Genomic DNA, 25332 nt, shown 5'->3' with positions numbered 1-25332 from the left:
TAAAAAAGCCTTCTTATTAAAGAAGGCTTTTGCTTTTATATAAGATTAATATTCATTCCAGCTTTTTATTTCGAGATTCTCGGGATTTTTATTTACCAGAGCCTCGGCCAATCTCATTGCAAGTTGACGGTTTGTTATCAGTGGAATTTTATAGTCAACGGCTGTTCGTCGTATCAAGTAGTCGTTTGTAAGTTCTTCTTCCTGGAAATTTTTCGGGATATTAATAACAAGATCGATCGCTTTTGATTTTATTAGATCGAGAGCATTTGACTTCTTCCCATTCAAAGGCCAATCGACTGTGTCGACCGCAATACCGTTTGAGTGCATAAACTTGGCGGTACCAGGCGTGGCATAATATTTTACTCCGGTTTTCTGGAGTTGCCTCAGCGGTTCGAGAAGCTCTGACTTCGATTCGATTGTACCCGAAGAGACCAGTATCGATTTAATCGGGAAACGGAAACCAACTGCAGTTAATGCCTTTAAGAATGCCTCGTCGAAATCTTTACCAAGGCAGGCAACCTCGCCTGTAGAAGCCATTTCGACTCCCGTTGTTGGGTCGGCACCTTCAAGACGCGTAAAAGAAAATTCGGGCGCTTTGACTCCAACATAGTCGTAATTGAACAAGAAGTCGTCCCACTTTTCAACTTTTTTACCGATTATAACTTTTGTAGCTATATCGATAAAATTTCTCTTGAGAGTTTTGGAAACAAAGGGGAATGACCTGGAAGCTCTAAGATTGCATTCTATGACTTTTACTTTATTGTCTTTTGCGAGAAACTGGATGTTAAAAGGTCCGTTGATATTAAGTGAGCGTGCTATGTCCGAAGAGAATTTTTTGATTTGCCGCATAGTTTCGAGGTATGTTCTTTGTGCGGGGAGTACGAGAGTAGCGTCTCCCGAGTGAACACCCGCATTTTCAACATGTTCGGAGATAGCCGAACAAACGATCTCTCCGTTTTGAGCTACAGCGTCGAATTCGAGTTCTTTTGCATTAACCAGGAACTTAGAAATAACGACAGGATGTTCGGGCGAGACGTCAACGGCCTTCTGCAAAAAATTTGTAAGTTCAACATCGTCTGTGGCAATTGCCATTGCTGCACCACTCAATACGTATGAAGGTCGCACGAGTACGGGATAACCTACTTTATTGGCAAATTGAAGAGCATCGCCTACCGTTTTAAGTGCGCTCCATTCGGGTTGTTCAATTCCAAGTTTATCCAGTAATGCTGAAAATTTTCTACGATCTTCAGCACTGTCGATCGATTCGGGAGAAGTACCGAGAATCCGTATCCCGATCTTATGAAGTTTTAAGGCGAGATTATTCGGCGTTTGACCACCCATCGATACTATTACACCACGAGCTTTAATCTGGTTGTAAATTTCCCAGATGGTTTCTGTTGTAAGTTCTTCGAAAAAGAGTGCGTCAGATTGGTCGTAGTCCGTACTTACTGTTTCAGGATTGCAATTGATTATAACTGACTTGTAACCCTCTTCTCTCAATGTCTTGCTTGTATTTACACAGCACCAGTCGAATTCGACTGAACTACCAATTCGATATGGTCCTGAGCCAAGAATAATTATGCTATTTTTTAGTTCTAGAGCCGAATCGTGCCTGGAGCAATTGTATGTAAGATAAAGATAATTTGTTTGCGCGGGATACTCAGCTGCTAACGTATCGATATGCTGAATAAAAGGGTGAATGTCATGTTTGATGCGGAGTTTATAAATATCGTGAGCGTCTGTATTGGTAAGGTTTGCAATTTGTCTGTCGGAAAAACCGTGTTGTTTGGCTTCTAAAAGCAATTCTTTGGTTAAGTGTTTAGAGCTCTGAATTTTCTTCTCGATTTCGACAATGTTCTGAATTTTATAAAGGAACCATTTATTAATGTGCGTCAAATTATGCACCCAATCGACCGAATAGCCGTTTTTGAGGGCCTGTACGACTGCAAACATTCGTTCTTCTGTCGGATTGCTGAGAGCTTCTTCGAGATTGTCAAATTCGATTTTTGTTCGACTGGCGGTCAATCCCTCCACTCCAATGTCGAGCATACGCATCGCTTTTTGAATTGCCTCTTCGAATTTTCGACCAATTGCCATAACCTCGCCTACCGACTTCATCGAAGAGCCCAACTTGCGTTTGACCAGTCTGAATTTTTTTAAATCCCAGCGCGGAACTTTGACGACGACATAATCGAGTGCCGGTTCAAAAAATGCTTTTGTTACTTTTGTAATTGAATTCGGCAGCTCGTGCAGTCCGTACCCGAGCGCTAATTTGGCGGCTACGAATGCAAGTGGGTAACCGGTGGCTTTCGATGCCAGAGCAGAGCTTCTCGAAAGTCGAGCATTGACTTCAATAACGCGGTAATCATGAGAATTTGGATCAAGTGCAAATTGAATATTGCATTCACCTACTATTCCAAGATGTCTTATTGTTTTGATAGCAATTTTTCTCAACTGATGATATTCTTCGTTTGTCAATGTTTGACTCGGAGCCACAACGATGCTTTCACCGGTATGAATTCCCATCGGGTCGATGTTTTCCATGTTACATACAGTTATGCAATTGTCGTAGCGATCGCGCACAACTTCATATTCGATTTCTTTCCAGCCTTCGAGATATTCTTCAACCAGAATTTGAGAAGTATACGAAAGTGCTTTCGAGGCTAATTTTTCGACTTCTTTTTTGTTGCGACATATTCCAGAACCAAGTCCGCCCAATGCATACGCAATTCGAATGATTACAGGGAAACCAATTTCCTTTGCATACTCAACGGCTTCTTCGGTTGAATTTACAGCTTTACTCTTTGGAAATTTAACATCGATTTCAGAAAGTTTATCGCAAAATAACTGACGGTCTTCTGTATTCTCAATAGCTTCGATTTGCGTGCCGAGTACTTTTACTTTATACTTGTTAAGAATCCCCTGCCTGTGAAGGTCGAGTCCACAATTCAATGCGGTCTGACCACCAAAACCGAGTACAATTCCATCGGGTTTTTCTCGTGCAATTACACCTTCTACATACTGAGCCGTAATCGGAAGAAGATAAACTTTGTCGGCAATGTAATCCGAGGTTTGAATTGTAGCTATATTGGGATTGATTAGAATTGTATAGATTCCCTCTTCCTTGAGAGCTTTAATGGCTTGCGAGCCAGAGTAGTCGAATTCACCGGCTTCACCAATTTTGAGTGCCGAACTACCAATAATTAATACTTTTTTGTATTTCATCGATATTCTTCTTTTAATTAAACATCCTTAAGAAATTCGTCAAAAATGAATTCGGTATCGACGGGACCAGGAGTAGCTTCAGGATGAAACTGAACACTTCTGAACGGCAGCTTTTCGTGAATCATTCCTTCATTTGAGTAATCATTTAAATTTTCGAACCACGGCAACCAGCCTTTAGGCAATGTTTTTGTATCGACAGCAAAGCTGTGGTTTTGAGAAGTTATGTAGCATTTATTGGAATCGACAACTTTAACAGGCTGGTTCTGGCTGCGGTGACCATATTTTAATTTATAAGTTTTGGCGCCTGCTGCCAGAGCAAGTATCTGATGTCCCATACAAATTCCGAGTGTGGGAATTTGCTTTTGAATTAATTTGCGAACGGTTTCTACGAGTTTTTTATAAACAACCGGATTGCCCGGTCCATTTGATAAAACAACACCATCAAAATCTTCATTCGAAACATCGTAGTCGTATGGAACTCTAAGTACTCGTACCTTACGGTCAATCAGGTTCGTAATTATACTCTTTTTGCAACCACAATCAATCAACAGTATTCTTTTTTTGCCGCTGCCATATTCGTATTTCTGATTGATAGTTACTTTTGAAATTAAATTGTCTGTATCCGGATCGTAATAATCAATCGGTTTGCTATCCGTTATTATTTTACCGAGAAGTGTACCATGTTCGCGTAATATTTTTGTTAAACCTCGTGTATCGATGCCGTATAGTCCAGGAATATCGTAAGCTTTTAACCATTCATCGAGACTTTGATAGCCATTCCAGTGTGAATGTTTTTCGGAATACTCAGAGACAACAATTGCTTCGACCTGAATTTGTTTCGACTCGAAAAAAGGAGGCAAATCGTCTGAATCGTTCAACTGTGGAACCCCATAATTACCAACGAGCGGATAAGTAAAGACGAGAATCTGACCTTTGTACGAAGGGTCGGTCATTGTTTCAGGGTAGCCCATCATTCCTGTATTAAATACAACTTCGCCCGCCGCATTTCTTCTGCTTCCGAATAGAAAACCTTCAAATACGTTCCCGTTTTTCAGTACAAGTCTGGCTTTTCGTTTGGGCATAATTTTTCTATCTTTCATATCGTCATATATCTCCAAGTTATTTTTGGGAGGAAGTCTACAATAGGATGTTTGAACAAATTGCGCAAATTTATGAAAAAATTATTTTCATTCAAAATTAATATTGTTAGATGCAAGAAAAAATGTATAAAATACCGATTATTCTCTGCTTGGCCTTAATTTTTTCGGCTTGCTCTTCATCTGTGCGATTTACTTCGAAGGAGGAATCGACGATTAATTATGAAAATCTCAAAGTTCAGACTGGCATTGCATCTTTTTACGGTGAAGAGTTTAATAATAAAATTACATACAGCGACGAAATCTATAATGCCAATTCAATTTCGGCTGCCCATCCATTCTTTCCAATGGGTACGGTTGTAAAAGTAACCAATTTAACGAATAATAAAAGCATGGTAATGAAAATAAATGATCGGATGCCCCATCGCCCCGACAGGATTATCGACCTTTCGCTTGGCGCTGCAAGAGAACTCGACTTTGTGGAAAATGGTCTTGCTAATGTCAAAGTAGAAGTTCTCGAATGGGGAGACGGTAAAAAATAATCATTCTTGAAACGTTTTCCTCTTTCGAACATCTTACCCTTTGCAAGCAAAATATAATAGGAGAAAAAATGTATATTGACGACACATTAAAAGAAGAATTGAAGAAGATTCTCTCGGTCTTGGTAAAGGACGTAAAGATTGTGTTTTTCACACAGGAACTTGAATGCCAGTACTGTCGCGAAACCCGAGGAATATTAACCGAATTAGCTGCCATAAATGACAAACTTCATCTCGAAGTTAAAAATTTCATTAACGACAAAGCAGAAGCCGAAAAGTATGGTGTCGATAAAATTCCTGCTACAGTTTTATTAGATGAAAATGGAAAAGATTATGGCATAAGGTATTACGGAATTCCAAGCGGATATGAATTTGCATCTTTACTTGAAGACATAAAAATGCTCGGCACGGGCGAGTCGGGATTGTCGCTGGAGATTGAAGAAGAAGTTAAAAAGATCGACAAGCCGGTTCATATGCAAGTTTTTGTGACCCCCACGTGTCCTTACTGTCCCCAGGCTGTAATTACAGCTCACAAATTTGCATTCATCAATGACAACATTAAAAGCGATATGATTGAAGCTACAGAATTCCCTCACTTATCTCAGAAATATAATGTGCGTGGTGTTCCGCGAACTATTATAAACGAAAATACGTTCTTAGAAGGTGCAGCCCCGGAATATACAGTACTTGAAAAGGTAAAAGAAGCTCTCAATACAATTGTTGCATAATATGATTAACAAAAGAATAATAAAAAAAATATTACCTGTAGCCGCCGGCGCTTTGATTGGATATGCATACTACTATTTTATCGGTTGTAACGGAAGTTGTCCTATATCTGGCAATCCGTATGCATCAACTATTTACGGAGCGCTTGTTGGCCTGGTCTGGTTAATACCCGGTAGAAAAAATGACGACAATCGACAAAAACATTCTAATTGAAGACCTTGTAAATCTACTGCCCGAATCTGTCGCATATTTAATGGAGAAGGGGATACGCTGCTTGAGATGCGGCGAGCCGATCTGGGGCACACTCGAAGAGGCAGCTTTAGAAAAAGGTTTTAATGAGGACCAGATAGACACTTTTGTGAAAGATTTGAATGAAATGTTATCAAAAAGTGACAAATAAATTGAGTCTTATTTATTATCTTTATTTTATCCATTAAAAGAAATGAGGAAGAATATGAAAAAATCGAATCCCGACACAAAAGAAACCAGACAGGGATTAACAAAGAAACAAAGAAGTTACATCTATACAGGATTTTTCATCGGACTTATTCTGTTACTATTCGTAGTAAATAATACGGGCAGTGAACCCGAAAGCGGACCATATCCACCAAATTACGTTCCCGAAGCTCAAAAGAATTCTGTAATGGCTCCCGATTTTACTTTACCGACAACCGATGGAAAAACGTTGAAGCTTTCGGATTTTAGAGGGAAAATGGTTATTATCGATTTCTGGGCAACCTGGTGCCCGCCCTGTCGTAAAGGAATTCCGGATTTAATAGATCTAAAAAATAAATATGGTAAAAAAGGACTCGAAATTATAGGCATCTCTGTCGATACAGATACCAAAAATCAAGTGATTCCATTTATTAAAGAAAAAGGAATCAACTATCCGGTGGTCTACGGAAATCAAAATGTCTATATGCAATACGGTGGTATTAGAGCTATCCCCACAACATTTGTAATCGATACGGCAGGGAAAATAGTTGCCAGTTATGAAGGTCTCGTTCCAAAACTTGCATACGAAAATCACATCAAAAAGATTCTGGGTTTATAAAAATTAAAAAAGGCTGTCCAATTTGTGACAGCCTTTTTTATTTTAAAACAAATCTTCAATTGAAAGATAACGTTCGCCAGTGTCGTAGTTGAAAGTAAGAATTCTTGAGCCTTCGGGAATTTCGGGTAGTTTTTTGTTAATAGCCGCAAGTGACGCACCTGACGATATACCAACAAAAAGTCCCTCTTCTTTTGCAGCTCGTCGTGCAAATTCGAAAGCTTCTTCTTTGGAAATTTTAATAGCACCTTCGATTAATGAAGTATCGAAAATTTGTGGTATAAATCCAGCACCAATGCCCTGGATCGGATGCGGGCCAGGTTTACCGCCGGATATAACTGGAGAATTTTCAGGCTCGACTGCGTAAACTTTTAAATTTGGAAATTTTTCTTTCAGGACCTTCGAGACGCCGGTAATGTGCCCGCCTGTACCCACGCCTGTAATCAAAAAGTCGAAACCTTCGGGAAAATCGTTCAATATTTCCTGTGCAGTTGTTTTAATGTGAATTTCGACGTTGGATTGATTTTCAAATTGCTGTGGAATCCAGACTTTCGGATTTGAAGATGCAATTTCCCTGGCTTTTTCGATGGCTCCTTTCATTCCAAGTTCGCGCGGAGTTAATTCAAATTCCGCTCCGTATGCAGCCATTATCTTGCGTCGTTCGATCGACATCGATTCAGGCATTACGAGTATAATTCGATAACCTTTAACCGCAGCTACCATAGCAAGACCGATTCCCGTGTTTCCCGATGTCGGTTCGACGATGATGCTATCTGGTTTAAGTATTCCTTTTTTTTCGGCGTCTTCAATCATTGCCAGGGCAATTCTGTCTTTAATACTGCCACCTGGATTCGACTTTTCGAGTTTTACCCATACTTCGTATTTATTGCCAAAGAGACGGTTTAATTTTAGATGAGGCGTATTGCCAATTGTTTGGAGTATGTTGTATGCTTTCATTGTATTTAATCCTTTCTTTTAGATTATAAAATCGAGAGTTTCTTCGAATGGTTTTGAAGACCGGATGCGTACTTCGCTTTTGTTATAAACTACGGAATTTGGTGGAATACTTTTAATTATCCACGAGTTCCCACCAATGACTGAATTTTTCCCGATTACAGTATTGCCGCCTAATATTACTGCCTGAGAATAAATTACCACATCGTCTTCGATTGTAGGGTGACGTTTTTGCTGGGCGAGATTTTTATCGACGCTCAATGCACCCAGAGTTACACCTTGATAAAGTTTTACATTTTTACCGATTACGGTCGTTTCGCCAATTACAATGCCAGTGCCGTGGTCGATAAAAAACGGGCAACCAATTTGAGCGCCGGGGTGAATATCAATACCTGTAATCTGATGCGCATGCTCGGTTAAGATACGCGGTATAATCGGAATTTTTAGTTCATATATTGCATGAGCAAGGCGATAAATAACAATTGCACGAAAACCCGGATATGCAAGAATGACTTCATCGATGCTTTCTGCAGCAGGATCACCTTCATAAATGAATTCCGCATCCTGCCAGAGCATATCGTTTATGGCGGGCAGTTTTCTAATAAACTCCTCGCTTTTTTCTGATGCATTTACGGGTGCCATCCCATTTAACAGCTTAACCAGTTGTATGAAATCACGTTTGATCAACTGGAGCTTCGAGAGGATATCTTCCTCTGTATAATAAATTTTTGAAGAAAAATGGGGAAACAAAAAATCGATTATTCCCTCAAGAAACGATATTGATTCGTTCTTTAGAGATGATGTGCACGCGTGCGTTTGTCTTCTTAGTAATATTTTTTTTGCAAAATCTGTAAAGTTAGTCCTTTCCAAGGATTCCATTTTTATGCCCTTTAATAATTTATTAAAATTAATTTCTGGGATTAAATATTATATTAGCAGCAACAACAAGTACAATGGTTGGTGCAACAGCCGTCAAGCTGAAGTGAAAGTCGGGAGTGCGATATGGAAGTAAGAATTATCATAAGATTTTGTATTTCGCATTTAAAAATGCGTTAATATTACAAAAAGTTCAAGTTTGGGGATAAAAAAAGCGGCATTGAGCCGCTTTTCGTGTTGCTAAATAATAAACTTTATTATTTGACAACTTTTACATCTTGAGCCTGAGGTCCTTTCGGTCCGTCTCCGACTGTAAATTCAACCTGTTGACCTTTTTCGAGAGTTTTGTATCCGTCAACCTGAATTGAAGAGAAGTGAACGAATACATCTCCTCCTTGTGATCGCTCAATAAAACCATAGCCTTTTGTGGCATTGAACCATTTAACGGTTCCGTTTTCACGTTCTGCCATAAAAAAGAACTCCTTAAAAATTTTACTTACTTCAAAAATGTAGGCAGAACGCATCTAAAAAGTTATTTATTTTTAGAGCATCTGCTCTACCGACGAAACTTAAGAATAAATTCAATAATTTCAAAAATAATTCAAACAGCGCGTATCATTGAGGCAATTTCAAGTGCTTGCTTTTGATTATATTCAAAGGCAATCCTTTTGTAATTGACCAGGTCGATAATCGTTCCAATCATACAGATACCGCCAGTCAAAAGGTATAGAATTCCGAGTCCCATTCTGTCGGTTATAAACCGCTGAATACCTGCAATGCCCAGAAAGCCGACAAGTGTAAGAAGGAGAATTGTCTGGGGGTCGCGTCTACGAGTTCTGTAAACATTGGCAAATTGCTGTGCCTTATGGTCGTCGAAATTTTTAATTATACTTGCCACAAAAATCTGTTCTTCGCCCATTATTTCAGGCATTAGTTCGTATACGTTAGCCATATCAACTCCGATTTTTTGAAATTATTGATTGTCCTGAGAATTAATTTGATTATTCGAGCTGTAATTAACATCAATGCGACTGCACCCAGATAGTGCGCTTCAAACGAAGCTGTAAAATCAAAATGGTAAAGCAATCCTATTGAACGCCCCAATCCGCAACCTGGACAGTTTTCTATGCCAATGTTATTGAATGGGCATAGGGTATAATGCTGAGGGGAATATGGATCTATCAAAGCGAGATAAATCAAACCAATTAACCAGAAGATGGCTTCCCATTCGGTGTTCTTCAGTATGTAAATAATTCTAAGCAATCGCTTTCTCTTTTTAGCAGTTTAGTCGTATGAGAGGCTCAATAGTTTTATGGTAATATTATTTATTTCCTTATAAAATTTAGATAAAATGATCTGCAGTAACATAAGCTATGTAAGAGTGTATGACTAAATAATGCCTTTATAAATGAATGTTTCATTGGTCTTTATTAGAAATAGTTCTTTCGGTATAAGACTCGTAGTCGGGCAAAATTCTTTCGTAGGTTTTGTCCATAAGAGCTGATGAAAAAATAAAATCTGCTGACGACCTGTTGTTTGCAATTGGAATATTCCATACTACGGCAATTCTAAGCAAGGCTTTTACATCAGGATCGTGAGGCTGAGGTTCTAGCGGGTCCCAGAAAAAAATGAGTATATCGATTTCGTTCTCTGCAATTAGAGCGCCTAATTGCTGGTCGCCGCCTAATGGGCCACTCTTGAGTTTTTTTACATTCAGTCCCGCTTCCTTTTCGAGCAACTTGCCTGTTGTTCCGGTTGCATAAATTATACAATCTTTTAATTTGTCTCTGTTGTAAATAGCCCATTCTAACAGGTCGTGCTTCTTATTGTCGTGAGCTACAAGTGCAATCCTCTTACGAGTGGGCAATGGAATTTTGATTATGTTCTGTTTCATATAAGATTTATTTATTTGTTAAGAATCCACTCAAATAATATCCTTTGCTTCTGAGATAAGGTAGATGTTTCGTGATAAATTCTTTAATCACTTCGATACCAATAACCTTGACGATTCCGCTTCTGATAACCTGTTCTTTTTCAACATAGACTTCGCCTTTGTATGGGATCTGTGGATTGAAATCGATTTCGTGCTCTTTTGTAAATGGATGAAGATTCAATTGAAAGTCGGCAGGCACTGAACGTACTACTCCTACGAGTTCGAAATTTGGTACACCGTCTCGAATAGCAAGTACAATTCCGCCGCTGGAACCTTTATTAAAGACAGCGTCGATTAAAAAAATGTTTTTTTCTCTTTTAGGATTACTAACCAGTGCTTTTGTAATCATTTTATAATTCATTGGATAACCGAATACGTAAACGAAAGTGCCCCATTCGAGTTCGGAAGACGATCCCCACGAGTAATTGAAGGGTTTAAGTGCGATAGCGACCTTCGGATCGATTTTTTTGCCTAATAAAGCCACATCGATGTTTTTATCCATTAAAATGATATCGAGCGCCCCACCATCTGGCAGGTCGGGAATATAATTGCTCTGACTAGATTTTATCGAAATACTTTCGATATACTCTGATATACTGCCGTCGGGATTGATAAAATATGAATAGACTGTATCAGGAAAAGCCACAATATGTGCGACAGTAAGATAAAGAATATTTCCATCGTGAGTATATATCAACGTTGCAGTGCCCGACGCCGTTCTATTGAAATAGACTTTTTCTTTAGCAGCGGACTCGAGGTCGATGAGAGAAATCTCTTTTTTCGTTAGTTTCGAATCAATGTCGAAAACATAACCTGTATAAAATGCAATACTGTTTAGCAGGTTAATCGAATTGCTGATATCCTCCAATTGTTCCGAAGAGCTTTTGTACGGAAATTCACTGTCGTATTTGCCATCGTTTAATGTAGGATAAACTGAATCGTATACAGCAGTACATGCGGATAACAATAAAAAAATAGCCGACGAATATCGCACAATACCCCCTGCAGAAATTTTGGTAATAAATGTAATAGAATTTAGGCATTGAGGAAAGAATATTTTTCAGCCTCTCAATTTATCGAGGAGAGTATTTAATAATTTAGCTTCGTTTTCGGAAAGATTTGAAAGAGCTCTGTCGAATTCATCATCGTGTCTGTCTATATCGTTCAGAAGTTTTAAACCTTTGTCGGTTATGATCACATTGGTGCGTCGCCTATCATTTGGGCATTGATTCCTTTCAACTAGACCTTTAATCCTGAGACGTTCTACCAATCGAGAAGCGTCAGAAGTTTTGTCAAGCATTCTGGCTTTAAGCAAATTTACTGATGCGCTTTCAGGATACTGTCCTCTCAGTATTCGTAGAATATTGAACTGGTTCGGCGTAATGCCGAACCGTTCGAAAATCGATTTATGAATATTCAATAGCCAGTTGTTGGTGTAGTATAAATTGACAGCCAGTTTATGAAATTCATTCCTGAATTTTTTTTGTTTTATTTCTTCTTCTAATCTCATTTTGCTTTAATTAATTCTACATCAATTACAATGTCGACATTTTCACTAACTACAGCACCGCCAAGTTCGAGCAATGCATTCCATTTAAGGCCAAAATCAAAACGGTTAATAGTTCCTGTTACTTTGAAGCCGGCGCGTGTATTTCCCCAGGGGTCGTTTACCATGCCATTGAATGTAACGTCGAGAGTCACTTCTTTGGTATTGTCACGAATTGTGAGGTCGCCTACAAGTTTAAATTTGTTGTTCCCAATTTTTTTGAACGATTTACCGACGAAGGTAATTTTCGGATATTTTGCGGAATTGAAAAAGTCGTCCGATTTCAGGTGCTCGTCGCGTTTTTCGTTATCTGTATTGATACTATTGACGTCAATTGTAAAATTAATTTTAGCATTTTCAAAATTGTCGCCATTAGTTACGATGTTACCTTCATATTGGTTAAAGTAACCTGTAACCTCAGAAATAACCATATGCTTTACTTTGAAAGCAATTGTGGAATGAGATTTATCGAAATTCCATCTGGTCTGAGCATTAATTAGCCCGCCAAATAAAAAGAGTATTATATATGATAAAAATAACTTGCGCATGATACATCTCCTTTTTTTCGTTTGAAAAATAATAGTTAGCATGCGTGTTGTAACATATATTTGAATTAAAGAGTTCATTGACTTCCTCAGAAAAAAATTTTCTTGCTTTGGATTGGATAGAATCACTATTTTTGTAGGCATTTTTCAAATGATGATGTTCTTTTAAGAAGAATTTAAGGCAGTAATTAGTCCGTCATCTGACGCAGGACAATACACCTTGCTCTCACGCAAAATTTTGGCCCTTTGAAGTTTAGAAGTTATGATGCGTGATGAGAAATAAGTGTAAAAATGAAATAATGGGGTCGTAGTTCAGTTGGTTAGAACGCCTGCCTGTCACGCAGGAGGTCGCGAGTTCGAGTCTCGTCGGCCCCGCATAGAAAAGCTTCAAAACGGTTTGTTTTGAGGCTTTTTTTGTTTTTACGCTTCCTTAAAATCCCACTGTCATTGTACCCACTGTGTACCCATTTTGTACCCACTTTTTGAAGGTACATCCTTTTTATTGTTGGTTGGTTAATATGGTTAGTTAATTTGAGTGACATCTTAAAATGAAATTAGTGATTACTCCCCTTTTTAGCAACTAAAACAAGTGTAATTTTACCGGGTTGATATATTACACGATATTCTTTCCCGATTTCAAAACCAACATTGGCTAACTGTAAATTTTTTATTTTAATCTGCGGGACTTTCTTATAATCCCGCATTGTTGGATGGCTGCTTTCATAAACTTTCCCCGATTGAATCGGGATTTCACTTCGCTCAACATCTTATCCCCTCCGGGTTAGATTCATCAAACTTTTTACCGCAGATTTTACATTGCTTGGTTTGTGCAATTACAATATTGTGCAATGAACCTTGCCTACCGGCAGGCAGGTTAACTGAGTGAGTCTGAGCGATAATTTTGAGGTTTTTACTGCACTCGTGTTTTGGAATCCAGCCGGAATTTTGGCTTTCTTCAAAGAATAGTTTCTCCCGAAGGGATGGATTTCCAAATTCATCTGGTTTTTGATTTGTATTCATTGTAGCTCCTTTTGTTAAGTGGATTATAAAAGGGCGTACTGCCCCACAAAAAACATTTTTTGCCCGCTTAACTACGTATTTGCGTTTTTTATGGAAGGACACGGTGATGGTGTACGTTAGCTTGATTATTCAAGTCAAGGGCAAATACCGCTTTCAATATCCTATAATAAAGAGCGGTATTTGTTTATATACCCTTGACCCGATTTATTGATTATGTTCGTTTAACACTAAGCTTGAAAAAGAAGCGGGCGAAAAGTGCTTTAACGTTTTGCGGATAGCAAAACATCAAATTGGTATTTAGTAGGTGTTGACGCCGTGTTTTTTACGGTGGCAAGAGCTACGCATTAGGACGCCAAATGTTATGATTAACCGATAGCCTTGCTGAGCGAATGGAGTAAATACTTTTATATTTACGGAATGAGCGAAATAGGGCGAAGGTTCGATTAACTTGATAATAATACGACTTCCCTACTAATGAGGGAAGCCGCTGGAAGGATTAAGCTGTTAAGACTGGTTAGAGTAAGTAGCAGAGTATTGAACTACTTTACCGTCAGCATTTTTGGAAGCAACAGCTAAATAAAGAATGCTATTCTGATACTTTGCAGCAAGAGCTTGCTGTACAACATCTAAACTTATTGAGCCGGTGTAGGCAGTTGTAAAATCGAAACCGGCTTCGGCTTTAGTAAGTTTTACGATGCTGTAAGGAGCATCTTCCGGATTAGTTGGATTGTGGTAAACAATCAATGCATTGATCGACAGATCAACTTCCTCCGCAGAAATAACTGCAGCAGTATTAAGTGCATTTAATTCCAATGCAACATTATCTGCAGCTACAGCGGCAGATTGAACCGGCAAGCTGAATCCACCGGGAGTAAGGATATTATCAACAGTAGGTTTATCTGCATCAACAAAAGGATAATTCTTTTTGAATAGAGTATTGAAGACACTCATTCCAGGAAGTTTTTCTTTTGACCAGATACTTACCAAATCCGGTAAATCCATAATGAATTTGCAAAGATGCCCGGTTACACCGAATTTCTTTCGAGCTTCGATAGATTCTGGGGTTTGACTAATGTTGAAAGACGAAGGTCTTGCAGAAAGTATGGTTTTACCTTCTACAGTTCTTGCCGAGAGGTTTCCTAATTTACCTCTTAAGTTACCTAAAACATTACCGGTTACACGTGCCATTTTTATGTACTCCTTTTTTTATGATTAATGTTGAGTGCAAGATAGAGTTTGAGAAATAAATAATAACTGTAGTTATGATTACAGTAGGTTATGAGGTTAAGACTATGCAGATACTATTTAGATACTACCTAGAAATTTGAAATACGGGTAAAGATTTTTTATTCCTTTCCCGAAATAGAATTGAATTGATGGAATCGAATGAAAGGAAGTACTTTGAAGATAGGATTGAAATGGATGCGAACGTTGAGTGTTGTTTACGAAGCTCAGCATATTCATTTTTGATTTTAAGATTACGTACAGCAATATCGTCAATTAAACCCAAAGAATAATACTCTCTGAATTTATTATCCTCAAGAATGGTTTCGATATTTAAATGTTGTTGATTCATAAACTAACGGGACCAGATACCTAGATTGTTTTTCATTGCTGTACGGCGAAGATTGTAGAATATATCGTAATACCTCTTCCCTTTTGGGTAATAACGAATTCGTGCATAACCTTTTTTGAGTAATTCTGCTTGGACAAAGATTGAATCTAGCCCGGCTTTATTAGTAAGCCAAACATAGGCTAGTAATCTTCCGAAAAAATCGAATGCCTTCCCATCAAATGTGAGTTTTATTATTTTACCGTCAATAAGCTGCTTGGTAAGAACTTTAGCGGAATCAGAGAATGGTTCAGCCGGTTTACCATTTTTTTCTAGTTCGGGAGTATCTATTCCCAGCATTCTTACGCGTTGTGAATCTGAAAGGACGAATGTATCACCATCAATTATGCGAGCTACTTTTGCTTTAACTGAGTAACCAAAAGGATAATACATTTTGTATTGACAACGAATAGTACCGGAAAGAAAGAGAAGTAAAAAAATAAGTACCCAGATATGATGTAATAAGAATGTAAGTATTTTTGGTTGGTGATATGTATTTGTATGACGGCTAAACATTATCATCTCAATTTCCTTTTTAGAAATTAGGAATTGAGAGAACTTTAAACAACAATCGATGTTTATGTTTGTTTTGCCTTTGTTTGACTTGAAGATAAAAATAGGAGCGAATTAAAGACTGGACGTTTTGGACTCAAATTTCTGTGGTTTTGAAACGCAAATGAAAAGTGGTATTAATTGTGTCCAAAGTGTCCAAACCAATGTAAGCGAATGGAGGGTGTGCCGGAATCGGCGACCCGGAATGAGCGATGTTTGGCTGAAAATATTTAGACAGAAAGAACAATGAAAGGTTTTACTGATGGCTTTTCCCCAATGTAAGCGAAACGAAGGTGTGTTCCCGAAGGGACGACCGAAGTGTAGCGATGATGAACTGACCAATATTCTTTTCGTGCCGAGTTTGCATAAACCAACATTATGTGCTTCGGTAGAACTACAAATGTTCCGTTGGGACTGCTCAAAGACTTGCACATAATGTAGGATTATGTAATACTGGCTGTCCCATTTTACGATGAGCTGAGACCTTCACGTGTTTTGTTGCCTACCCCATAAAGGTTTTTTGGTTTTTAAGCTTTACCGGATTTATTTCAGGGAATAAAAATGATGTGAAGCAAAGGACTGAAAGGACTAATAGGACGGATAAAAAGCCAAATAACCGCCATAACAGCCAATTAGCGGGCGATTAACGGCCAATTCGGTCAATTAACGGCCAATTAATTTTTGAGAACATAATTTGCACCGCGACCTTTTGAACCGGATGAAATGAGAATATCTTTCTCTATTAGCTCTTGTAATTCTTCTGTTGCAGTTGTTTTACCAATATTGTTTATATCCCGGTAATCGGAATTAGTAATAGCACCATTGTCTTTTACGAAAAGGACAGCTTTTATTTGGCGGTCATTCAAGCCAAGTTTTTTTAGGTGTTCTTCTGTAAGTATATCTTTGAATATTGTAACTTGGAAACCGCCGGCGGATTCTTTCATTTCAGGTTCGGGGAGTTCGGCTTCTTTGCAAGAGTTGATTATTTTTAGTGTTCCTCGCCCCCAAGCATCTATGTAACCACCTAAGAAACATACATCTGCTATAATCGGATTACGCGGACGGGATGGATGTTCTTGTTTTAATGCTTCAAAGGTTAACCCTTCCGGTAAGGTTCCTTCATTCCATATACTGATTTTATCATCATAAATTCTAAGCTGAATTGTAGCACCGGAATAGGTTTTATGCACAAGCGCATTTAATAACATTTCTCGTAATGCGGCTATAGGATATTCTCCTTTTTCAATTCTTTGCATTCCTTCGAAGTCAATTTTTTGTGTAAGGAATTTTCTATTGAGTTGTAAAAGTGTTTCATCCAATTTATGAAGTAGATTTCCTTCAATAACTTCTTGGAATTTCAAATCGGTATCGTCTTTACCGAAGCGACCTATTTTAACTGAAATGTTCGGATAGAAACGACCGGGGTCTTTGCCGAATAGGATAATAGCTGCACGTTTTAATTTATTGTTGTCAGAAAGTCTTAGTTTTTCTAATAATTCATTTGTATTAAGGTTTTCTGATTTGGGAAGTCTGCCGGATTTATTTGCATCTTTTAGAAATCTAGAAATAGTGTTTTCGTCAACATCATTTAGTGAAGCTCTATCTTCAATAATATCATCCCAAGTTTTACCGGATTTTTTGAGAAGGAAATCATTTAGTGAGTTGCCGGTTAATTCTGTTGTTGTACTTCCACTTCTTATGTAATATCTGCCTCTTAATGAAATAGCTACGGAGTATGAAGGAACAAAGATTTCAATAAAATGTTTTTCATCATCTGTTAATAGATTAACTTCTGTAGTGATTCCAAGACGATTTTTGATTTTATTAGGCAAGTCATCCATTAATTTCTTGTATTCGAGAGTACCAATGGTTATTCCTTTATCATCTTTACCGATGTAAAGCTTACCGCCTTGTGAGTTTGCGAAGGCACAGATTGTTTTTAAGTGGTCTTCGTGCCAGCTAGTTTTGTATTCTATGTTGTGTTGTTCGGGCATAAGTAAATTTATTGTGTGATGGAAATATAATAAAATTTATAAAGTAGGAATGTATAATCAAAGGACGAGAAAGACAAATAGGACGAATACAAGTCTGTTAAATAATCTTTAGTATTACAAATAGTATTTCACCGCAGTACACAAAAAAAGAAGAAAAACTTGATTTGACAGAATTATATATAATGCAAATTAAAAAAAGTGGTAGTTAATTGTTTTGAGACTTTTGTTGGTTGTATAGGGTAAGTGACATTATAGGTTTTTGAGATTCATCAGAATATTGCTGAATTAATTCTAATTTTTGAATTGGATTTATATCCAATTTGTTTAGGCGATATATTTCATTAAAAGTTATAGTTGAGTGATTTTTTGCTAATGAGAATTTTGAAGGAACAAAATTCTTTGCACGCATTATATTTTCAAATCTAGTTGATAAATACCGGTTAGCACAAAAGGCTTGTAGAGTTTCATCAAAAACTAAAAGAATTGGATATATTTTATAATTTTTTGAATTATCGATTTCACTTAAATTACAAAATGATTCAAAATTATTTTCAATATCAGTTAGCCGTTTTACTTGCTGAGAGATACCTTCAGACAAAACAAATTTATTATTAAATGCTTTTATAAATCTATCATAATCAGTAGAGAAAAGCATCATACGCGAAAAAATAGAGGTTTTAACCTCAAAAAGGAAAATATTTCCTTTGTATAGAATACCAATATCTGCGAATTCTCTTGAGCTTGAACCAACTTTAATAAATTTTATTTCATCATCTTTAAAAACCTCCTTAAAAAATTCTGTAATTACAGGTTCAGCAATATCTTTACCAAATACACCTTTAAATTTTTCTCGATCTACTTCTACAAGGATATCATAAACAATACTGAAAAGAGAATTAAAAAGATTGTATAAATCAGTTACCAAATAATCTTCATTTTTTTTATTAGTGGATACTGGTTAAAGAAGTTGTATTCAAATGGGATATCAAATTTGGGAGAACGATTTTGCCAATAGGTATCTATTTTATCATATTCAATAACTGCAAATTATTCAAAAAAAGAGAAAATTTCAGGATAGGATTGATCTTTTACTTTCTGAAATATCTCTCTTGTCTCTTTTATATCAACACCTAAGTATTCCTTGATGATATCACTAAAGTCAGTAAGATTTTGTGATTCTATTATTGAAGAAAATTTATCAAAAAAATAAAAAGCAGCTTGTAAATCATTTTCGTTCATCATCAAGTGAACAGTTTTAATACTAGAGAAGAACAACTTCTTGGGAATTGATTTTTTTGATACTGTATATTCATTTAATTCTAGGTAACTATTAATAAGAGCAAATAACAAAAATACTTCTTTAGTGCTGATTTCATTCTTTTCGCCAAATTCATCCTCGGGAAAAGAGAAAGTAAATTGTAATAAAACTAAAATGGCTTGGCGGTGAATAAGATAGACATCTCTTGAAACAGGAATGTTAAAGCGTTCAGATTGAAGTTCGAGGATTCTGGCAGGATCATTACTTGTGCCCAAATCTTGAGATGTTTGACTTGCCATACGAAGAATAGTTTCTCTAGTGTATGTTTTTAATATATCAGATATTTCTTTAATGCAGAGTTCATTTGTTACTTCAAGCTTGGTTTCGTCAGTGAAGGTATAATATTTTTTAACAGGTGGTTTAGGCATAATGAGTTATTTGAATATTGTTCGATATTGTAAATATTTTTTCAAGTTCCGATAAGGGGTGCATATTATATATGCACCCCGTGAGTTTAGCGGAGGGAGTGGGATTCGAACCCACGGAACCTTGCGGTTCGCCGGATTAGAAGTCCGGTGCTTTAAGCCACTCAGCCATCCCGAACGGTTCTCTCATAAAAAATCGTTCGGGAAAGCATTGATTCAAAAAACAATATAACAAATATCACAACTCTAATTCCAACAATTCACCGTGTTGAGTTAACCACTTTTTTGCTTTTTTATAATTTGGGACTTGCACCGAAACAATATTCCAGAAATCATCTGAGTGGTTTAATTCTATTAAATGTGCAAGTTCGTGAACGATAATGTAATTGATTACATATAGCGGAGCCTTAACCAATTTCCAATTTAGAGTTATTGATTTATTAGGGGAACACGAACCCCAGCTTGCTTTCATACTTTTTATATAAATACGATTGTATTTAACACCGAGAGTGTTTGAGTAGTAATCAACTATGGGCAAGAAGACTTTTTTTGCTTGAGCAAGATACCAAGCTTTGAATATCTTTTTGGTTTTGGATTTGCTATCCTTTGAAATTGTAAATTCAGTATCAAATCGTAATCCAGAAAATTGTTCATCCACTATTCTTAATTTATAATGATCCCCTAGATATAATAAGGATTCGCCGGAAACAAATTCCTTAGGCGATATAATCGGTTTAGAAGAATTCGATAATTTATTATAAATCCACTGTTTTTTTCTATTTACAACTTTGTCAACATCGTCTTTTGTCAAACGTTTAGGCGCGCGGACAATAATATTGGAGTGACGATCAATAACAATATTGACCGATTTACGTTCTGTGAAAATTATTTTATAATCTATTGTCATTTATTATCGAATCGTTTTTATAGCGTGCTACTTCAAGAATTCTTGTTGTGATTTCTTTATATTTTTCAAACATATTAGGAAGCTGAATAAACCTTTCATTCAACAATAATTTTTGGATTTCGGCTTTTAATTTATTTTGTGAGGGTATGCTATCCCAAAAGCCAACTGTTTTTAGTTCATTGTTCAGCAAGATATATAAATTTTGTGTAAGGTCAACAGCAGCCGAAATTTCGTTCTCATTCAATTCTTTGTCATTATATAACTCCCTTTTGAAGATACGGAAGAAAGGCATCTGCGTTGCACGATTTAGCCCATAGGTTTCTTCTTTTTCTTTATTACGAATCTTTTCACGAAGTTTCTCTAATTCTTCATAGATTTTATTCCAATCACCTTTGAATTTTTCGAATATTTCCTCAAGCATTTCCGAAAAAGTTTTAAATAATTCGGGGTCATCCTCAGCACTCACATCAATATAGTGACGTAATGCGTGTTCAATCTCGGCTGCTTTTGTTTTTGTGCGCTTACGTGCTCTAACATTTTCATAAAATTCGCTGTCAAGAATTGAAATAGGCTTAACTTTCTGATTAATTCCTTTTGAACTGAGGTATTCATCTGTAATACTTCTTAATTTTTCCGGTATACCCCTCATACTTAATCTTGAATCTTGAAAATGTTTTGAGCAAAGTAGATTAACTTCAACGAACCGTTGATAATCCATTAAGTAATCCAGTGCTTTGGGGTGTGGCAGCACTTTATTAAAGGCTGCCGAAAGTTTCTTAAACAGATTTAAGTATTCGAAACGAATATCTTCGTCATAAAAGAGATCAAAGAATGCATCGGGATCATTAAAATCAGTACATTTATATTTTTTTAGAAATTCCCAAATTTGAGTATGAAGCTGAATTAATTCATTAATTTCCTCTTCAGTATTACTTAGTGCATCAATAATTTCTTTTTGCTCTCTTTCAGCATAAGAATCAAGAGCTTGCTTTATATGATGACCGATACCGATGTAATCAATAACATATCCAACGTCTTTGCCGTCAGGACCGATCCGATTAACGCGTGCAATAGCTTGAAGTAAATTATGATCTCTAACGTACCTATCGAGATACATAACTTGTTCAACCGGAGCATCAAAACCGGTGATAAGCATTTCATTAACAATAATGATTCCGATGTTCCCATCTAGATCATTCTCAACTTTTTCGAAAGGTAATTTGAATCTTCTAATTTGTGTTTTATGAATATCGGAATTTGTATATGGATTAAAGCGGGGTTTATCATTATGGCTGTGTGAAATAATAACCGCTGTATCTAATTTTTTTAATAACTCGATATTAAGCTTATGTGGATTATGTTCTTCTAATTTTTCAATAAACTTTGGAAGTAATTCTTCGATTGCTTCTTTATAACGAATAGCCGCTTCACGGGAAACCGCAACAATTTGAGCTTTGAGTCTGTTGGGAAAGACAAAATTAATATAATGCTCAAGCATATCTTCAGCTTTAGATTTTATTGTTGGCATAGCTTCCAGATAAGCATCTCTTGAGCCGTAACCTAAAATCTGCATACGCTGAGCCAAGTTATATTCACTAAAAACATCTTGAAATTTTATATCCATTCCTTTTGGATTCGGTACTTCGGCATTATGAGTTCTGCCCTCATAAACTATTTTCAGGGTAGTTCCGTCATCAATTGATTGACGCATTGTGTATTTATCTATGTAATCACCAAAGTGTTGTTCGGTTAAGTCTATCGGTGTACCGGTATAAGCGATATGAGTAGCGTTCGGCAAAGCACGGCGAAGATTAGCACCGAGCAAACTATATTGAGTGCGATACGCTTCATCGGTCATAACTAGAATATTTGGAGAGGGATTTAATTCAGGGAATATGTTTTCTAATTCGCGCTCTTGGAATTTATGAATCATACCCATAACAAGGTCAGGAGCAGGAGACGATAAAAGTTCTTTAAGTTTCCTAATACTATCTGCTCTTTTAACGGTATATCCAATACTATCGCTTGTTTCAGAGAGTTGTTCTTCAAGTTGCGTTCTGTCTGTTATAAATACGACTTTCCACGGCAGTAATTCTTTATGCTTACGCATTTCACGAACCATAAACATCATTGTGAGCGATTTACCGGAACCTTGTGTATGCCAAATAATACCGCCTCTTTCACGTGCATTCCTTCCTTCAATTAAGCTGCGGATTGATTTTTTAACAGCACGGTATTGCTGGTAACGGGCAACAATTTTTATTGTATTGCCTTTGTCGTCGGTTGTAAAAATTGTAAAAGAACGGATTAGTTCAATAAGATTTCTTTTTGTGAGCATACCGGCAATTAAACGCTGTTGATCATTTGGAGAAGTGCCTTCTCTTGATTGAATTTCGTCAAGTGTTTTAGGATATGGATCAGTCCAGCGGAAGAAATATTTTTCTGAATGAGTTGAGATTGTGCCGAATTTTGCAATCTGTCTATCTGTAACAACGGTAAATTGATTATAATAGAATAGAATTTGATTGCCTTCAATTCCCTCGCTGCGCTGTTAGGAGTAACGCATCAACTGATCAATCGCTTCGCCAATTGAATCCTTTACTTTTGGTGATTTACATTCAACGACAACGAGTGGAAGACCGTTTACAAATAAAACAATGTCCGGGATGATGTGATTCTCTGTACCGGGAATGCGGAGTTTGAACTGTGATATTGCGAGATAGCTGTTTTTAGTTTCATCGTAAAGATCAATGAATTTTACAGTGGGACTATTCTCACCGGTTAATTCATTGCGGGAAACACTTGTGCCCTTTAGAATAAACTCCAAGACTTCTTGATTGTTTTCAATAAGGCTACCGTCAAGAGTAACCGGTAATTTTTGAATTACTTCAGTTATTTGGGATTCGGTTAGAAAAGGATTTAGCTTTTTTAAAGCTATTCTTAAATCTTCCTCAATGAAAACATCGCTGAAACTTTTGCGTTTGCTGTGGTGAGGTTCTTGATGATTATCGAGAACGAGAGTTTCCCACCCTTGTTGTTCAAGCTGCTCAAGGAAAGGTTCCTCAACGTGGCGTCTTTCGTCCAGTTTAAGAGATTTGGCTATATCGCCTTTGTATTTGTTGTCGTTTGAGAGAATCATTTATTTCTCATAATAATAGATTGTAAATCAGTTTTTTATCGCTGCAATAACAGTTTCACGCGGGGATGGTAGTTCTGGTTTAAGACTTTTGCGCATTAACAAATTGTTCATAGTAATAAGGTTTTCTAACTTGGGTGTATGATCTTTCCCTTTACCAATTTTTTCCCATTTAAGAAATGCATTTAAATCACCAGTGTAATTAGGTTCAGTAAATAATGAATCTTCCTTTTCTCTAAGTAAATAATCATCAATAACATTTAATGCAGCCTCGCTTAATTCTTGAGCGGCTGGGGAATTGTAATCCTTAAAAACACGAATTATTGAAAAAGTAATTGACTGATTATTAATTGGAATAGAAGCTTGCAACATACATTCTTTTAACAATTGTACTATTACATAGTAAAATAAATGTCGAGTTTGCCCACGCGAAGATTTTTCCGCAGCACGACCGAATTTAATTTTTTGGGTTGTTAGCTTATACAATAAATAAGCTGCATATAGATCATCAACGGTAAAATCATCTCTTTCTACAATTTTTTTAAACATACTTCCACCCGGGGCAAATGGAGGATTCTTTCCATATGCTAAACCAGGTTCGTTCATCCAGCCCGCACCATAAACCTTAAGAAGATCGAAAGCATTAACCCAATCTTTATATTCTTTGGTTTGGGCTCCAGATCTTTGTAAAGCTTTATAAGAATCCCAACCACCTCTTTGAATTTCTAAATAAATATCAAATTTCTCTGACATTTCGTTATGCCATCTTCTAAAATCAGATTCAAGTGCAATAAAATCACGTTGACTGACTGCATTTTGACTATTGGTATAGCGAGTAGTATTAACCATTAACTCTTCACCCGCTTCGCCAACCTTTACAATTTTAACTACTACGATACCTCTATTTAATTGGGTTTTCCATTCTTCGAGTTCAGGATTCACACCAGTACCACCAGCTTCTAACCTTGTACTCAATGTTTCCCATATTGTGCGAGTTGTTTGGCACCCATTTACAACAAATGGTTCGACTAATTCGTATTTGTCTGATTCTAGGAACTTGAAATCCTCAACTACTATAGTTATGCCATTATTATACAAACCAAATTTTTCGGGATCGGTTTTTAATGTCTCCGCAATACCTTTGTTTACTTTTCGTCTGCTCCCTAAAAATTTTCTTACGTTCTTTTCATACAATAAATCTAAGTCAGATGTAGAATTTCGGTACTCTTTTAGGAAATTATAAAGATTAAGTAATTTTATTGAACCGACAAGCAAATCAGTACCAGAAGGAACTAGATTAGCTGTAAATGGTATTTTATATTTAACAGCTTCGGGAGTGGAAAGACGTTGATAAATTGTTTGTAAAGAAACCGAATCGGTATCAAAATTAAGACCTAATCTCTGCCTACCGATTGTTCTAACATCACTCATTGCTCGTTTAATATCATCATCAACGGGATCAATTGTTGCGAATACCAGAATAATTTTATCTTTTTCGGAAGAAGATGAACGGAAAACCTTCAATCGCTCTAATAAGTTTTCAGAAAAAGAATTAAGTCTTTCTCTACGACCGTCAAGTGTATCAATTACTTTCTGAGATTCTTGCAGAATTGTATCTGTTCCGGCAAATGCTTTTCCATATTTGCTTTGAATTAAATACCAAGTATCTCCCTCGATTTCATCGTTCTCGTTAGTTTGACCATTCAACAAAAAAGCAGCATCAATACCGCCATCACCGCTTCCATCACAAAAAATAAGGTTTTCTGTGTCATCCTCAGTATCAAGCCATTGCAATAATAGCTTGCGGGCAAAACGGTTTCCTAGTTCAACATTAGATGGATTTCCTTCGGTGATTTCTTCTAACCATTCTTTTTTGAATTCTTCATAAGTAACCATTATTACCTCGTTAGTTATTATATATTTTATTTATTCCCTC

General features: G+C 36.8%; 27 protein-coding genes and 1 tRNA gene. 6 read left to right on the top strand and 22 right to left on the bottom strand.

The window, feature by feature from the left end:
* Positions 1-45: 45 nt before the first annotated feature.
* Together carB and carA are read right to left on the bottom strand one after the other, a co-directional pair.
* Complete coding sequence (gene carB / locus ACSSV9_RS08025) at positions 46-3225, bottom strand: carbamoyl-phosphate synthase (glutamine-hydrolyzing) large subunit (RefSeq protein ID WP_437346728.1); 3180 nt, start codon at positions 3223-3225, stop codon at positions 46-48.
* A 17-nt stretch (positions 3226-3242) separates the two neighbouring features.
* A complete protein-coding gene (gene carA, locus ACSSV9_RS08020) occupies positions 3243-4325 on the bottom strand; it encodes a glutamine-hydrolyzing carbamoyl-phosphate synthase small subunit (protein WP_437346727.1) in 1083 nt (360 codons plus the stop codon).
* Between the two features lie 122 nt (positions 4326-4447).
* Here carA and ACSSV9_RS08015 point away from each other — a divergent pair, with 122 nt between their 5' ends.
* The 5 genes from ACSSV9_RS08015 to ACSSV9_RS07995 all read left to right on the top strand — a co-directional run bounded on the left by ACSSV9_RS08015 (position 4448) and on the right by ACSSV9_RS07995 (position 6641).
* Positions 4448-4864: a septal ring lytic transglycosylase RlpA family protein gene (locus tag ACSSV9_RS08015; RefSeq protein WP_437346726.1), complete on the top strand. Its 417-nt coding sequence runs from the start codon at positions 4448-4450 to the stop codon at positions 4862-4864.
* Between the two features lie 68 nt (positions 4865-4932).
* Positions 4933-5589 carry a protein disulfide oxidoreductase gene (gene pdo / locus ACSSV9_RS08010; protein WP_437346725.1) on the top strand — a complete coding sequence of 219 codons (657 nt, stop codon included), beginning with the start codon at positions 4933-4935 and terminating at the stop codon, positions 5587-5589.
* Position 5590: 1 nt separating this feature from the next.
* Complete coding sequence (locus ACSSV9_RS08005; protein WP_437346724.1) at positions 5591-5800, top strand: DUF6132 family protein; 210 nt, start codon at positions 5591-5593, stop codon at positions 5798-5800.
* Entirely contained in the window at positions 5769-5987 is a 219-nt protein-coding gene (locus tag ACSSV9_RS08000; RefSeq protein ID WP_437346723.1) for a DUF1858 domain-containing protein, read from the top strand. Before ACSSV9_RS08005 ends, ACSSV9_RS08000 begins: the two co-directional genes overlap by 32 nt.
* 54 nt (positions 5988-6041) lie before the next feature.
* Entirely contained in the window at positions 6042-6641 is a 600-nt protein-coding gene (locus tag ACSSV9_RS07995; RefSeq protein WP_437346722.1) for a peroxiredoxin family protein, read from the top strand.
* Between the two features lie 42 nt (positions 6642-6683).
* Here ACSSV9_RS07995 and cysK read toward each other — a convergent pair whose 3' ends face one another.
* The 9 genes from cysK to ACSSV9_RS07950 form a co-directional block, all read right to left on the bottom strand.
* The gene (gene cysK, locus ACSSV9_RS07990; protein ID WP_437346721.1) at positions 6684-7595 is read right to left on the bottom strand and encodes a cysteine synthase A; all 912 of its coding nucleotides are present in this window, start codon (positions 7593-7595) and stop codon (positions 6684-6686) included.
* 18 nt (positions 7596-7613) lie between these two features.
* The gene (gene epsC / locus ACSSV9_RS07985) at positions 7614-8471 is read right to left on the bottom strand and encodes a serine O-acetyltransferase EpsC (protein WP_437346720.1); all 858 of its coding nucleotides are present in this window, start codon (positions 8469-8471) and stop codon (positions 7614-7616) included.
* 254 nt (positions 8472-8725) lie between these two features.
* A complete protein-coding gene (locus ACSSV9_RS07980; protein WP_014856016.1) occupies positions 8726-8938 on the bottom strand; it encodes a cold-shock protein in 213 nt (70 codons plus the stop codon).
* 131 nt (positions 8939-9069) lie between these two features.
* On the bottom strand, positions 9070-9420 hold the full coding sequence (locus ACSSV9_RS07975) for a TM2 domain-containing protein (protein WP_437346719.1): 351 nt from the start codon (positions 9418-9420) through the stop codon (positions 9070-9072).
* Positions 9399-9731, bottom strand: coding sequence for a DUF2752 domain-containing protein (locus ACSSV9_RS07970; RefSeq protein ID WP_437346718.1), 333 nt, complete (start codon positions 9729-9731; stop codon positions 9399-9401). Before ACSSV9_RS07970 ends, ACSSV9_RS07975 begins: the two co-directional genes overlap by 22 nt.
* Positions 9732-9885: 154 nt before the next feature.
* Complete coding sequence (locus ACSSV9_RS07965) at positions 9886-10362, bottom strand: methylglyoxal synthase (RefSeq protein ID WP_437346717.1); 477 nt, start codon at positions 10360-10362, stop codon at positions 9886-9888.
* Between the two features lie 7 nt (positions 10363-10369).
* Positions 10370-11395 (bottom strand): S1 family peptidase, encoded by a 1026-nt coding sequence (locus tag ACSSV9_RS07960; RefSeq protein WP_437346716.1) that lies wholly within the window; start codon positions 11393-11395, stop codon positions 10370-10372.
* A gap of 66 nt (positions 11396-11461) precedes the next feature.
* Positions 11462-11911, bottom strand: coding sequence for a MarR family winged helix-turn-helix transcriptional regulator (locus ACSSV9_RS07955; RefSeq protein WP_437346715.1), 450 nt, complete (start codon positions 11909-11911; stop codon positions 11462-11464).
* The gene (locus ACSSV9_RS07950) at positions 11908-12495 is read right to left on the bottom strand and encodes a YceI family protein (protein WP_437346714.1); all 588 of its coding nucleotides are present in this window, start codon (positions 12493-12495) and stop codon (positions 11908-11910) included. The genes ACSSV9_RS07955 and ACSSV9_RS07950 overlap by 4 nt, the downstream gene beginning before the upstream one ends.
* Before the next feature lie 298 nt (positions 12496-12793).
* Between ACSSV9_RS07950 and ACSSV9_RS07945 the strand changes: the two genes are divergently transcribed.
* Positions 12794-12867, top strand: a tRNA-Asp gene (locus tag ACSSV9_RS07945).
* Between the two features lie 384 nt (positions 12868-13251).
* On the opposite strand, the gene ACSSV9_RS07940 is transcribed toward ACSSV9_RS07945, so the two are convergent.
* From ACSSV9_RS07940 to ACSSV9_RS07890, 11 genes are all read right to left on the bottom strand, one after another.
* Positions 13252-13512 (bottom strand): hypothetical protein, encoded by a 261-nt coding sequence (locus ACSSV9_RS07940; protein ID WP_437346713.1) that lies wholly within the window; start codon positions 13510-13512, stop codon positions 13252-13254.
* A 504-nt stretch (positions 13513-14016) separates the two neighbouring features.
* Positions 14017-14700, bottom strand: coding sequence for a hypothetical protein (locus tag ACSSV9_RS07935; protein ID WP_437346712.1), 684 nt, complete (start codon positions 14698-14700; stop codon positions 14017-14019).
* Positions 14701-14824: 124 nt separating this feature from the next.
* The gene (locus tag ACSSV9_RS07930) at positions 14825-15088 is read right to left on the bottom strand and encodes a hypothetical protein (protein ID WP_437346711.1); all 264 of its coding nucleotides are present in this window, start codon (positions 15086-15088) and stop codon (positions 14825-14827) included.
* Positions 15089-15091: 3 nt separating this feature from the next.
* Positions 15092-15640, bottom strand: a complete 549-nt coding sequence (locus ACSSV9_RS07925; RefSeq protein WP_437346710.1) for a thermonuclease family protein — start codon at positions 15638-15640, stop codon at positions 15092-15094.
* Positions 15641-16350: 710 nt separating this feature from the next.
* Positions 16351-17670, bottom strand: a complete 1320-nt coding sequence (locus tag ACSSV9_RS07920) for an ATP-binding protein (RefSeq protein ID WP_437346709.1) — start codon at positions 17668-17670, stop codon at positions 16351-16353.
* Between the two features lie 205 nt (positions 17671-17875).
* Entirely contained in the window at positions 17876-18595 is a 720-nt protein-coding gene (locus tag ACSSV9_RS07915) for a hypothetical protein (RefSeq protein ID WP_437346708.1), read from the bottom strand.
* 122 nt (positions 18596-18717) lie between these two features.
* Positions 18718-19356 (bottom strand): hypothetical protein, encoded by a 639-nt coding sequence (locus ACSSV9_RS07910; protein WP_437346707.1) that lies wholly within the window; start codon positions 19354-19356, stop codon positions 18718-18720.
* A 235-nt stretch (positions 19357-19591) separates the two neighbouring features.
* A complete protein-coding gene (locus ACSSV9_RS07905; protein ID WP_437346706.1) occupies positions 19592-20260 on the bottom strand; it encodes a M48 family metallopeptidase in 669 nt (222 codons plus the stop codon).
* Positions 20244-22781, bottom strand: coding sequence for a type I restriction endonuclease subunit R (locus ACSSV9_RS07900; RefSeq protein WP_437346923.1), 2538 nt, complete (start codon positions 22779-22781; stop codon positions 20244-20246). The genes ACSSV9_RS07905 and ACSSV9_RS07900 overlap by 17 nt, the downstream gene beginning before the upstream one ends.
* 30 nt (positions 22782-22811) lie before the next feature.
* A complete protein-coding gene (locus ACSSV9_RS07895; RefSeq protein WP_437346705.1) occupies positions 22812-23399 on the bottom strand; it encodes a type I restriction endonuclease in 588 nt (195 codons plus the stop codon).
* 27 nt (positions 23400-23426) lie between these two features.
* Positions 23427-25292 (bottom strand): AIPR family protein, encoded by a 1866-nt coding sequence (locus ACSSV9_RS07890; RefSeq protein ID WP_437346704.1) that lies wholly within the window; start codon positions 25290-25292, stop codon positions 23427-23429.
* Between the last annotated feature and the right edge of the window lie 40 nt (positions 25293-25332).

Origin of the sequence: Melioribacter sulfuriphilus, from assembly GCF_051488685.1 — a bacterium.
Lineage (GTDB): Bacteria > Bacteroidota > Ignavibacteria > Ignavibacteriales > Melioribacteraceae > Melioribacter.
The sequence above is the reverse complement of the archived record's forward strand: the minus strand, read 5'-3'. Positions and strand labels throughout refer to the sequence as shown.

Excerpts from the sequence above, each read along its gene's own strand:
- ACSSV9_RS07955 (WP_437346715.1), bottom strand. The coding sequence starts at position 11,911 with ATGAGATTAGAAGAAGAAATAAAACAAAAAAAATTCAGGAATGAATTT.
- ACSSV9_RS07935 (WP_437346712.1), bottom strand. The coding sequence starts at position 14,700 with ATGGCACGTGTAACCGGTAATGTTTTAGGTAACTTAAGAGGTAAATTA.
- ACSSV9_RS07940 (WP_437346713.1), bottom strand. The coding sequence starts at position 13,512 with ATGAATACAAATCAAAAACCAGATGAATTTGGAAATCCATCCCTTCGG.
- ACSSV9_RS07890 (WP_437346704.1), bottom strand. The coding sequence starts at position 25,292 with ATGGTTACTTATGAAGAATTCAAAAAAGAATGGTTAGAAGAAATCACC.
- ACSSV9_RS07920 (WP_437346709.1), bottom strand. The coding sequence starts at position 17,670 with ATGCCCGAACAACACAACATAGAATACAAAACTAGCTGGCACGAAGAC.
- ACSSV9_RS08015 (WP_437346726.1), top strand. The coding sequence starts at position 4,448 with ATGTATAAAATACCGATTATTCTCTGCTTGGCCTTAATTTTTTCGGCT.
- ACSSV9_RS08000 (WP_437346723.1), top strand. The coding sequence starts at position 5,769 with ATGACGACAATCGACAAAAACATTCTAATTGAAGACCTTGTAAATCTA.
- ACSSV9_RS08005 (WP_437346724.1), top strand. The coding sequence starts at position 5,591 with ATGATTAACAAAAGAATAATAAAAAAAATATTACCTGTAGCCGCCGGC.
- ACSSV9_RS07995 (WP_437346722.1), top strand. The coding sequence starts at position 6,042 with ATGAAAAAATCGAATCCCGACACAAAAGAAACCAGACAGGGATTAACA.
- pdo (WP_437346725.1), top strand. The coding sequence starts at position 4,933 with ATGTATATTGACGACACATTAAAAGAAGAATTGAAGAAGATTCTCTCG.
- ACSSV9_RS07965 (WP_437346717.1), bottom strand. The coding sequence starts at position 10,362 with ATGAAACAGAACATAATCAAAATTCCATTGCCCACTCGTAAGAGGATT.
- ACSSV9_RS07975 (WP_437346719.1), bottom strand. The coding sequence starts at position 9,420 with ATGGCTAACGTATACGAACTAATGCCTGAAATAATGGGCGAAGAACAG.
- carA (WP_437346727.1), bottom strand. The coding sequence starts at position 4,325 with ATGAAAGATAGAAAAATTATGCCCAAACGAAAAGCCAGACTTGTACTG.
- ACSSV9_RS07930 (WP_437346711.1), bottom strand. The coding sequence starts at position 15,088 with ATGAATCAACAACATTTAAATATCGAAACCATTCTTGAGGATAATAAA.
- carB (WP_437346728.1), bottom strand. The coding sequence starts at position 3,225 with ATGAAATACAAAAAAGTATTAATTATTGGTAGTTCGGCACTCAAAATT.
- ACSSV9_RS07950 (WP_437346714.1), bottom strand. The coding sequence starts at position 12,495 with ATGCGCAAGTTATTTTTATCATATATAATACTCTTTTTATTTGGCGGG.
- ACSSV9_RS07925 (WP_437346710.1), bottom strand. The coding sequence starts at position 15,640 with ATGTTTAGCCGTCATACAAATACATATCACCAACCAAAAATACTTACA.
- ACSSV9_RS07905 (WP_437346706.1), bottom strand. The coding sequence starts at position 20,260 with ATGACAATAGATTATAAAATAATTTTCACAGAACGTAAATCGGTCAAT.
- ACSSV9_RS07980 (WP_014856016.1), bottom strand. The coding sequence starts at position 8,938 with ATGGCAGAACGTGAAAACGGAACCGTTAAATGGTTCAATGCCACAAAA.
- ACSSV9_RS07895 (WP_437346705.1), bottom strand. The coding sequence starts at position 23,399 with ATGATTCTCTCAAACGACAACAAATACAAAGGCGATATAGCCAAATCT.
- cysK (WP_437346721.1), bottom strand. The coding sequence starts at position 7,595 with ATGAAAGCATACAACATACTCCAAACAATTGGCAATACGCCTCATCTA.
- ACSSV9_RS07910 (WP_437346707.1), bottom strand. The coding sequence starts at position 19,356 with ATGCCTAAACCACCTGTTAAAAAATATTATACCTTCACTGACGAAACC.
- epsC (WP_437346720.1), bottom strand. The coding sequence starts at position 8,471 with ATGGAATCCTTGGAAAGGACTAACTTTACAGATTTTGCAAAAAAAATA.